The sequence below is a fragment of the Streptomyces scabichelini genome (assembly GCF_011045015.1).
GTDB classification, from domain to species: Bacteria; Actinomycetota; Actinomycetes; order Streptomycetales; family Streptomycetaceae; genus Streptomyces; species Streptomyces scabichelini.
Genome location: NZ_JAAKZY010000058.1, coordinates 44,479 through 52,430, shown reverse-complemented (window position 1 = coordinate 52,430; position 7,952 = coordinate 44,479). Strand labels below are relative to the sequence as shown.

8 protein-coding genes are annotated in these 7,952 nt (G+C 71.1%); 2 read left to right on the top strand and 6 right to left on the bottom strand.

Annotation, left to right across the window (positions count from 1 at the left end):
- The 3 genes from G5C60_RS19895 to fabG form a co-directional block, all read right to left on the bottom strand.
- Positions 1-1,030, bottom strand: a 1,030-nt coding sequence (locus G5C60_RS19895; protein WP_165261128.1) for a hydroxymethylglutaryl-CoA synthase family protein, incomplete at its 3' end; no start/stop codon positions are given.
- Positions 1,031-1,033: 3 nt separating this feature from the next.
- Positions 1,034-2,284 (bottom strand): acetyl-CoA C-acetyltransferase, encoded by a 1,251-nt coding sequence (locus G5C60_RS19890; RefSeq protein WP_206439733.1) that lies wholly within the window; start codon positions 2,282-2,284, stop codon positions 1,034-1,036.
- A 96-nt stretch (positions 2,285-2,380) separates the two neighbouring features.
- Positions 2,381-3,127, bottom strand: coding sequence for a 3-oxoacyl-ACP reductase FabG (gene fabG, locus G5C60_RS19885; protein WP_165261126.1), 747 nt, complete (start codon positions 3,125-3,127; stop codon positions 2,381-2,383).
- A 123-nt stretch (positions 3,128-3,250) separates the two neighbouring features.
- On the opposite strand from fabG, the gene G5C60_RS19880 reads away from it, so the two are divergent.
- Positions 3,251-4,477: an acyl-CoA dehydrogenase family protein gene (locus G5C60_RS19880; RefSeq protein WP_206439732.1), complete on the top strand. Its 1,227-nt coding sequence runs from the start codon at positions 3,251-3,253 to the stop codon at positions 4,475-4,477.
- A gap of 100 nt (positions 4,478-4,577) precedes the next feature.
- Here the strand turns inward: G5C60_RS19880 and G5C60_RS19875 are convergent, their stop codons facing one another.
- The 3 genes from G5C60_RS19875 to G5C60_RS19865 form a co-directional block, all read right to left on the bottom strand.
- The gene (locus tag G5C60_RS19875; RefSeq protein ID WP_165261122.1) at positions 4,578-5,147 is read right to left on the bottom strand and encodes a DUF3455 domain-containing protein; all 570 of its coding nucleotides are present in this window, start codon (positions 5,145-5,147) and stop codon (positions 4,578-4,580) included.
- A 353-nt stretch (positions 5,148-5,500) separates the two neighbouring features.
- Entirely contained in the window at positions 5,501-6,073 is a 573-nt protein-coding gene (locus G5C60_RS19870; protein ID WP_165261120.1) for a DUF2889 domain-containing protein, read from the bottom strand.
- Positions 6,070-6,915: an enoyl-CoA hydratase-related protein gene (locus G5C60_RS19865; RefSeq protein ID WP_165261118.1), complete on the bottom strand. Its 846-nt coding sequence runs from the start codon at positions 6,913-6,915 to the stop codon at positions 6,070-6,072. The genes G5C60_RS19870 and G5C60_RS19865 overlap by 4 nt, the downstream gene beginning before the upstream one ends.
- A 201-nt stretch (positions 6,916-7,116) precedes the next feature.
- On the opposite strand from G5C60_RS19865, the gene G5C60_RS19860 reads away from it, so the two are divergent.
- Positions 7,117-7,920, top strand: a complete 804-nt coding sequence (locus G5C60_RS19860) for an FCD domain-containing protein (RefSeq protein WP_165261116.1) — start codon at positions 7,117-7,119, stop codon at positions 7,918-7,920.
- Positions 7,921-7,952: the final 32 nt, after the last annotated feature.

Below are 7,952 nucleotides of genomic sequence, written 5' to 3'. Positions count from 1 at the left end.
GGGGCTCGGGGTCCGGGCGGCGGGGCGGTTCGCGGTCGAGCAGTCCGCGCCAGGAGAGGTAGGTGGCGTACGGGACGGGGGCGCTGCCCGCGGCGATCTGTGCGGCCACCGGGCGGGCTGCCCGGTGTGCGGGCAGGGCGTCGGTGGCACGCAGCAGCAGTACGGCGGCGCCGTCGCCGAGGACGACGAGCGCGATGGTCTCGCCGGGCCTGGCGCGGTCGAGCACGTCGGCGAGGAGCAGTCCGGGCTGGGCGGTGCCCGCGTTGCCGATGGCCGCGGTGAGGTCCGGGGTCACCGCCTCGGTCCGTATGCCCGCCGTCCGGCGGACCGTGGCGCAGGCCCGGGCGTGCAGGCCCGCGACCGCGAAGTGGTCGACGGCGTCCACGGTGAGTCCGGCGTGGTCGAGGGCGGCACCGAGGGCCTTGCCCGCGAGGTCGACGTAGATCTCCTCGGCGAACCGCTCCTCCCAGACGCGGGAGGCGGGCGCGCCCGGCAGCCGCCACCGTTCCAGGAGTTCGTCGCTGACGGTGTCGTGGGCGAGGAGTTCGGCGATGACGGGTGCCCTGTCCCGGTGCCCGCCGAAGACGAACGCCGCCGCGCCGTCGCCCCCGGCGCTCTCGTCCGCGCCACCGGGCAGCCCGGTGCGCAGGTCGGAGAGGATCGCGAGGGTCGGGACCGGCGAACGGGCGGCCGTGACCAGGGCGCCGACGCCGGAGCGTACGGAGCCTGCCATGTCGGCGGCGAGTACGTGCTCGTCGAGGGAGAGCGCGGCGTGCACGGCGGTCGCGTTCGTCTTGTCGAGGTAGGCGGGTGCGGCGGTGGCGAGGAAGAGCTGGCCGATGCGGGCGCGCAGCCCGTCGGCGGTCAGGGCGCCGCGTGCCGCTTCGACGGCCATCGAGGTGGTGTCCTCGTCGTAGCCCGCGACCGCGCGCGTGCCCTTGGCCGCTCGGGTCCCGAGGGTGGCGGCGATGTCGGCCCGCGCGAGGCGGTGGTGCGGTACGTAGGCGCCGTATGCGATCAGTCCGGCCATCGGTCAGCGTCCTCCATGAGCGTGGTTGGTGAGCGTCGGCCGTTCGAAGACCGCGGCGAGGCCCTGGCCGCCGCCGAGGCACATGGTCTCCAGGCCGTAGCGGGCCTCTCGGCGGTCGAGTTCGCGCAGCAGGGTGGCGAGGATGCGGCCGCCGGTGGCGCCGACGGGGTGACCGAGCGAGATGCCGGAGCCGTTGACGTTGAACCGCTCGAAGTCGGCCTCGGTCAGGCCCCATTCACGGGTGCAGGCCAGCACCTGGGCGGCGAAGGCCTCGTTGAGTTCGATCAGGTCCATGTCGGAGAGCTTCAGCCCGGCACGGTCCAGGGCGCGGGCCGTGGCGGGCACAGGCCCGATGCCCATCGTCTCCGGGGGTACGCCCACGACGGCCCACGAGACGAGTCGCCCGAGCGGGCGCAGTCCCAGCTCGGCCGCGCGCTCGGGATGGGTGACGATGCAGACCGAGGCTCCGTCGTTCTGCCCGCTGGCGTTCCCGGCGGTCACGGTCGCCTCCGGATCCTGGCGGCCGAGCACGGGCCGCAGGGAGGCGAGCTTGTCCAACGACGAGTCCGGGCGCGGGTGTTCGTCCGAGTCGACGACGGTCTCGCCTTTGCGGGAGCGCACGGTGACGGGCACGATCTCGTCGGTGAAGCGGCCCGCCCGCTGGGCCGCGACGGCCTTCTCGTGCGAGCGCAGGGCGAGCAGGTCCTGCTCCTCACGCGGAATGCCGTACTCGCGGCGCAGGTTCTCGGCGGTCTCCAGCATCCCGCCCGGCACTGGGTGGTTGACCCCGCCGGAGGTGACCCGGCCACGGGCAAGGCGGTCATGCAGGGTGGTGCCTGCACCGCGTACGCCCCACCGCACGTCGGTGGTGTAGAACTCGGCCTGGCTCATGGACTCCACGCCGCCCGCGAGGACGAGATCGCTGGCGCCGGTCTGCACCTGCATCGCGGCGGTGATGACGGCCTGCAGTCCGGATCCGCAGCGCCGGTCGATCTGGAACCCCGGGACCTCCACCGGCAGTCCGGCGTCCAGGGCGACGACCCGGCCGATCGCCGGGGCCTCGCCGTTGGGGTAGCACTGGCCCAGCAGGACGTCGTCGACGGCGCCGGGCGGCACTCCCGTACGGTCGAGGACCGCCCGTACGACCGTGGCGGCCAGCTCGGCCGCGGTCACCTCGCGGAAGACGCCTCCGTAACCGCCGACGGGGGTACGCACCGGTTCACAGATCACCGCGTCACGCAGGAGGGCGGGCATCGGTCAGGCCTTTCGGTTCGGGGCACGGGACTTCGGAAGTACGAGGCTTCAGGGGTACGGGTCTGGGGGCGCCGCTCGCAGGGAGCGGCGGGTGTCTCACATGTAGCGGCCGCCCGTCACTTCGAGGACGGCTCCGGTGATGTAGCTCGCCATGTCGGAGGCGAGGAAGAGGACCACTTGGGCGACCTCGGCGGGTTCGCCCGCGCGGGCCATGGGGATCTCGGCCAGCTTCGCGTCCCAGGCGGACTGGGGCATCGCCTCGGTCATGGCGGTACGGATCAGTCCGGGCTGAACGGCGTTGACCCGGATTCCGGCTCCGGCCAGCTCCTTGGCGGAGGCCTTGGTGAGGCCGACGAGTCCCGCCTTGGCCGCGCTGTAGTTGGTCTGGCCGAAGTTGCCGACCTTGCCGGCGATGGAGGAGATGTTGACGATGCTGCCGCCGCGGCCGTGTTCGCGCATCGCCGCGGCGGCGTACCGGGTGCCGTTCCAGGCGCCCGTGAGGTGGACGTCCACGACGGCGCGGAAGTCGGCGAGTGCCATCTTGCGCAGGGTGGCGTCGCGGGTGATTCCGGCGTTGTTGACCATGACGCCGACCGGTCCGAAGGTGTCGGCGCAGTGCGCGACCAGGGCCGCGACCTCGTCCTCCTCGGTGACGTCGCAGCGCAGCGAGGTGGCGGCGACGCCGTGCTTCACCAGACGCTCGGCGGCCTCGGCCGCCGCGTCCTCGTTGATGTCACCGATGACGACGGACGCGCCCGCCCCGCCGAGTACGCCGGCGATCTCGAAGCCGATGCCCTGCGCGGCCCCGGTGATCACCGCGGCCCGGCCGTCCAGCAGTCCCATGTCGCCCGCCCAGACTCGTCGCCAGTCCTCGCTATTCCTCTAAAATAGATAACCTATTACGCTGAAAGTATCAACACGGAGCCGACTGACCGGCGGCCGGTCGCGCGGGGCCCTGACGAGGAGATGACGCAGGTGGACATCAGTTACCCCCCGGAGACCGAGACGTTCCGGGGCGAGGTCAAGGCGTTTCTCGCCGCCGCCCTGCCGGCCGGCTGGACGGGTATCGGCGCCTTGGACGAGGAGGCAGCCTGGGCCTTCGCACGCGACTGGCGGACCCGGCTCGCCGAGCGCGGTTACCTCTCCCTGACCTGGCCGGAGCGGTTCGGTGGTCGCGGCCTGTCCAAGCTCCACCAGGTCGTGCTGATGGAGGAACTGGCCCTGGCAGGCGTGCCGTTCGGGCTGCCGCAGGACACCTTCGGCGTGAAGATGCTGGCGAACACGCTGCTTCGCTGGGGCACCGAGGAGCAGAAGGCCCACTTCCTGCCGCGGATCCTGAGCGGCGAGGACACCTGGTGCCAGGGGTACTCCGAGCCGGACGCGGGCTCGGACCTGGCCTCGCTCACCACGCGGGCGGTGCGGGACGGCGAGGAGTGGGTCATCGACGGCCAGAAGGTGTGGACGTCGGGCGCCCACCACTGCGACTGGATCTTCGTCCTGGCCCGCACCGACCGCGACGCCCCGAAGCACCGCGGCATCTCGTTCCTTCTCGTTCCCCTGCACCAACCCGGCGTCGAGGTACGCCCGTTCCGCATGATGAGCGGCCAGCTCCACTTCAACGAGGTCTTCTTCAGCGGCGCCCGCACCCGGGCCGACCTCGTCGTGGGCGAAGTGAACAACGGCTGGACGGTCGCGCAGAGCCTGCTGGGCGTGGAGCGCGGTGAGGAGGCCGCGACCAACCCCATCCTCTTCCGGGCCGAAGTCGAGCGGCTGGTCGAACTGGCCCGCCTCTACGGCAAGGACCAGGACCCCGTCATTCGGCAGCGCATCGCCTGGTGCTGGTCCAAGGTCGAGATCATGCGCTATCTCGGCTACCGGGTGCTCACGGGCTGGCTCAGGGGCGCGGAACCCGGACCCGAGTCCTCGATCTCCAAGCTGTACTGGAGCGAGTACCACACCAAGGTCACCGACCTGGCGATGGACATCATGGGGCTCCATGGGCAGGTGCCGGTGGGGCGGGCGCCGTTGCGTACGTACCGGGCGGACGATCCCGGCGCTGCGAACTCCTCGGCGTCCTGGTCGACGACGTACCTGATCGCCCGCTCCGGCCCGATCTACGCGGGGACTTCGCAGGTGCAGCGGAACATTCTGGCGGAGAAGGTGCTGGGGCTGCCGCGCGAGCCGCGGGCGTGACCCTGCTGCGCCGTCGTCGCTCCGGGCGGTGCCCGCGCTCATCGCGCGGGCACCGCCCGTTCGCATGCTGCCGAGTGCCCTGCCGTTGCTGCTTACCGCATCACTTGGCGGGCTTGTAGAAGGTGTAGAGGGCGGAGTAGGGGACGCTGATCTGCTCGGTGCCCGTGCAGGCGGTGGTGGGGGCGACGCCGCCCTGGGTGTTGAGACGCTGAATGTAGGAGACGTCGGCGAAGGCTCCGGTACCGCGAGTGGCGGTGGACTTCAGGAGGAGCTCGGGGATGGTGCCGGTCTTGGGAGAGGTGGCGACGGCGGCGGCGTTGACCGCGCTGCCGTCCACCGTGGACACCCATACGGGGCCGCGGGAGTGGAGGGCGACGGGGCGGTGGGCGCTGTCATTCTTGGCCGAGAGGGTGGCGGCGGGCTCCAGCAGCTTCCAGGCGCCGTCGGTGCAGGTGTAGGTCTGGACGCCGTTGGCGGAGAAGACGCCGGTGAGCCGGTTGCCGTCGGGGACCTTCAGCGCGTCGGGGACCTTCGGCGCGGCCTTGGCATCAGCGGTGGCGGGGGCGGGCTTCGAGGTTGTGGCCTGGCCGACCGTCGCGCTCAAGAGCGTGCCGACGGTCACGGCGGCGATGGCTGTGGTCGTGAGGATGAGACGTCTGGCGAGCTTCATCAGGTATGTCTCCAGAAAGATTTCTCTGAACGAGTTCCTGGCTGTGAAAGCGGATGCCGTGCATGTCCCGAGTGCCGAGACGGCAGCGGCCGACCAAGCACCCGGGGGCTGTTAAATGATCTTGAACACTCAATGACGCACATTACCGTGAGGCCCGGTCACGAGATCGAGTGGGGGCACCCCGGTGACACGGATCGCCGCGCGAACTTCCCGCAGCTGAGAGGGAAGTGATCTGACGTCAGGTGCCGCGCGCCCCGTCAGGGGCGCGGGGCTGTGACATATGCGGCTCCGCCGCGCGGGCGCGACCAGCCACAACGGACCCGCACCTGAGAATCGGCCTACAAAGCGGAGCGCTACCGTGGGCCCTCGAACACCTCGACCTCCGGTACCGGGCGCGGCCCTTCACCGGGCCGCCACCCGGCGTCGAGCTTGCGCAGGCCCACCCCGTCCGGCGCCCATATGTGGCAACTGTTCAGCACGCCCGCCGTGGAGCGCGGATCGTGGGAGGGCCTGCCGGCCATCCGGAGCCCGGCGTTGGCCGAGATGCCGGACTGGACCACGGCAGGGCCGAGGGCACGGGCCAGTTCGTGCAGGTGAGAGCAGCCGGACACACCACGGAACCGCTCCTGGATGGCACGGTTGTACCCGGCGGCGACACTGAGCCCGACCAGACCGTCGAAGGCCGGCGTGATCAGAGGGCATTCGGCGTGCGGAAACGTGCGCATGTCCGCGTCGGCCGCCACGATGACCATGTCCGCCAGCCGGATTCGTACCGCGAGCGCCATGCGGTGGACGACATCCGCGCCGGGGTCCGCCCACGGCCGCTCGTCGCACAGTTCCGCCTCGACCGAGATCTCGTCCCGGCCCTCCTTGTACGCGGTGACGGTGATCGTACGGCGGTGCAGCGGCAGTTCGGCGCGGCTCACGACGACTCCTCCCCCAGCGCCACCGGCTCCCCCAGCGCCGCCGACTCTCCCAGTGCCGCGAACTCCGGTTGCCGCCGCTCGATGAAGCTGCGTACGCCCTCCCGGTAGTCCGGCGCGCGCTTGGCCGTCGCCAGCAGCGCGGCCGCGGCGTCCCGGCTCTCCACGAACGTCCGCGTCTGGTCGTCCGCGAGCTGCCGCTTGATGAGGGACATGGCGTACGGGCTGGCCGAGCGGGCCAGTTCGGTGGCGTACGCGAGCGCCGCCGGGAGCAGGTCCCCGGGTTCGCAGAGGCGGTTGACGAGGCCCATCTCGAACGCCTCGGTGCCGCTGATCCGGCGCGAGGACAGCAGCAGGTCGCCGGCGTTCCCGTATCCGACGAGCCGCGGCAGGATCCAGGAGACGCCGTCCTCCGCCACGAGGCCCCGCGCACTGAAGGCGGCGGCGAACTTGGCACCCGGCACGGCGAACCGCACGTCGCACATCACCGCCTGGTTGAAGCCGATCCCGGCGCAGGCACCGTTGACGGCCGCCACGACGGGCTTCGGGCAGGTCATCGGCCGGGTGCGCGGCGGCAGCTTGTCGGTCGGCCACGGACTGGCACCGGAGGACGCTCCATCCAGCACGCTCATGTCCATGCCCGGACAGAAGCTGCGGTGGCCCGCGCCGGTGAGGACGACTGCCCGTACGGCCGGATCCGACTCGGCGCGGTCGAACAGCTCGTTGTAGAGCAGCTCCATCTCCAGGGTCCAGGCGTTGTGCCGCTCGGGCCGGTTCAGGGTGAGCAGCATGACCCCGTCGCCGGTCAGTTCGGTGAGGATCACCGGGGTCGGATTCTCGGTCATCGAGGTCACTCCCGTGAGGCCCGTCGGCGGTATAGCTAGATGAATCATCTATATACCACCCGCCCTCCCGGCACCAGATCAGATGGGGACAAGGAGATGATCACCCGGCTCTTGACCTGGTACCCTCGGTGCACTAAGAAGATTCATTTTGCTATATCAGGCAAAGTGGACGGGATGGATCACAAGCGAGGAGAGTCCGTCGTGGCCGAGGCAGCCGGCGCAGCAGAAGTACCCACCGTGCCCGTACCCTCCCGCGCACGCGTCGGGCGCCAGGTGCGCGTCCCGAAGACGGCCGAGCTGGTCGCCGGACATCTGCGCCGCCAGATCGTACGCGGCGAGCTGAAGCCCGGCGACGCGCTGCCGCCGGAGTCCGGCCTGATGGAGCAGTTCGGCATCTCCCGGCCGACCCTGCGCGAGGCCTTCCGCGTACTGGAGTCCGAGTCACTGATCACGGTGCGCCGCGGAGCACACGGCGGCGCCCGGGTGAGCGCGCCGGACTCCGATGTCGCGGCCCGCTTCGCCGGTCTCATCCTGGAGTACCGCGGCGCCACCCTGGGTGACGTCTACCGCGCGGCGGCGCTGATCGAGCCGCCGTGCGCCCGCCAGCTCGCCGCCAAGCACACGGCGGCGGACATCAAGCGGCTGCGCGAGGCGGTGGCCGCCGAGAAGACCGTCCTGGACGACCCGCTCGGCCTGGTCGACGCCCAGGACGCCTTCCACGCCCTGCTGGTGGAGCTGACCGGCAACCAGACCCTGATCCTGCTCTGCGGCATGCTGCGCAACATCGTCGACCGCGCCAACGCCTCGTACACCGCTGCCGCCGCCGACACCGAGGCCCAGAAGACCCAGGCTCTCAAGGGCCACCGTGCGCATGTCCGGCTGGTGGGCCTGATCGAGGCCGGCAAGGCGGACGAGGCCGAGAAGCTCTGGCAGCGCCACCTCTCCAGCGCGGACGACGTCGTGAACGCGGCGGGCCCGAAGACGGTCCTGGAACTCATCGACTGAGCAGAGGATCCGCATTCCGTCCACGGGTTCTG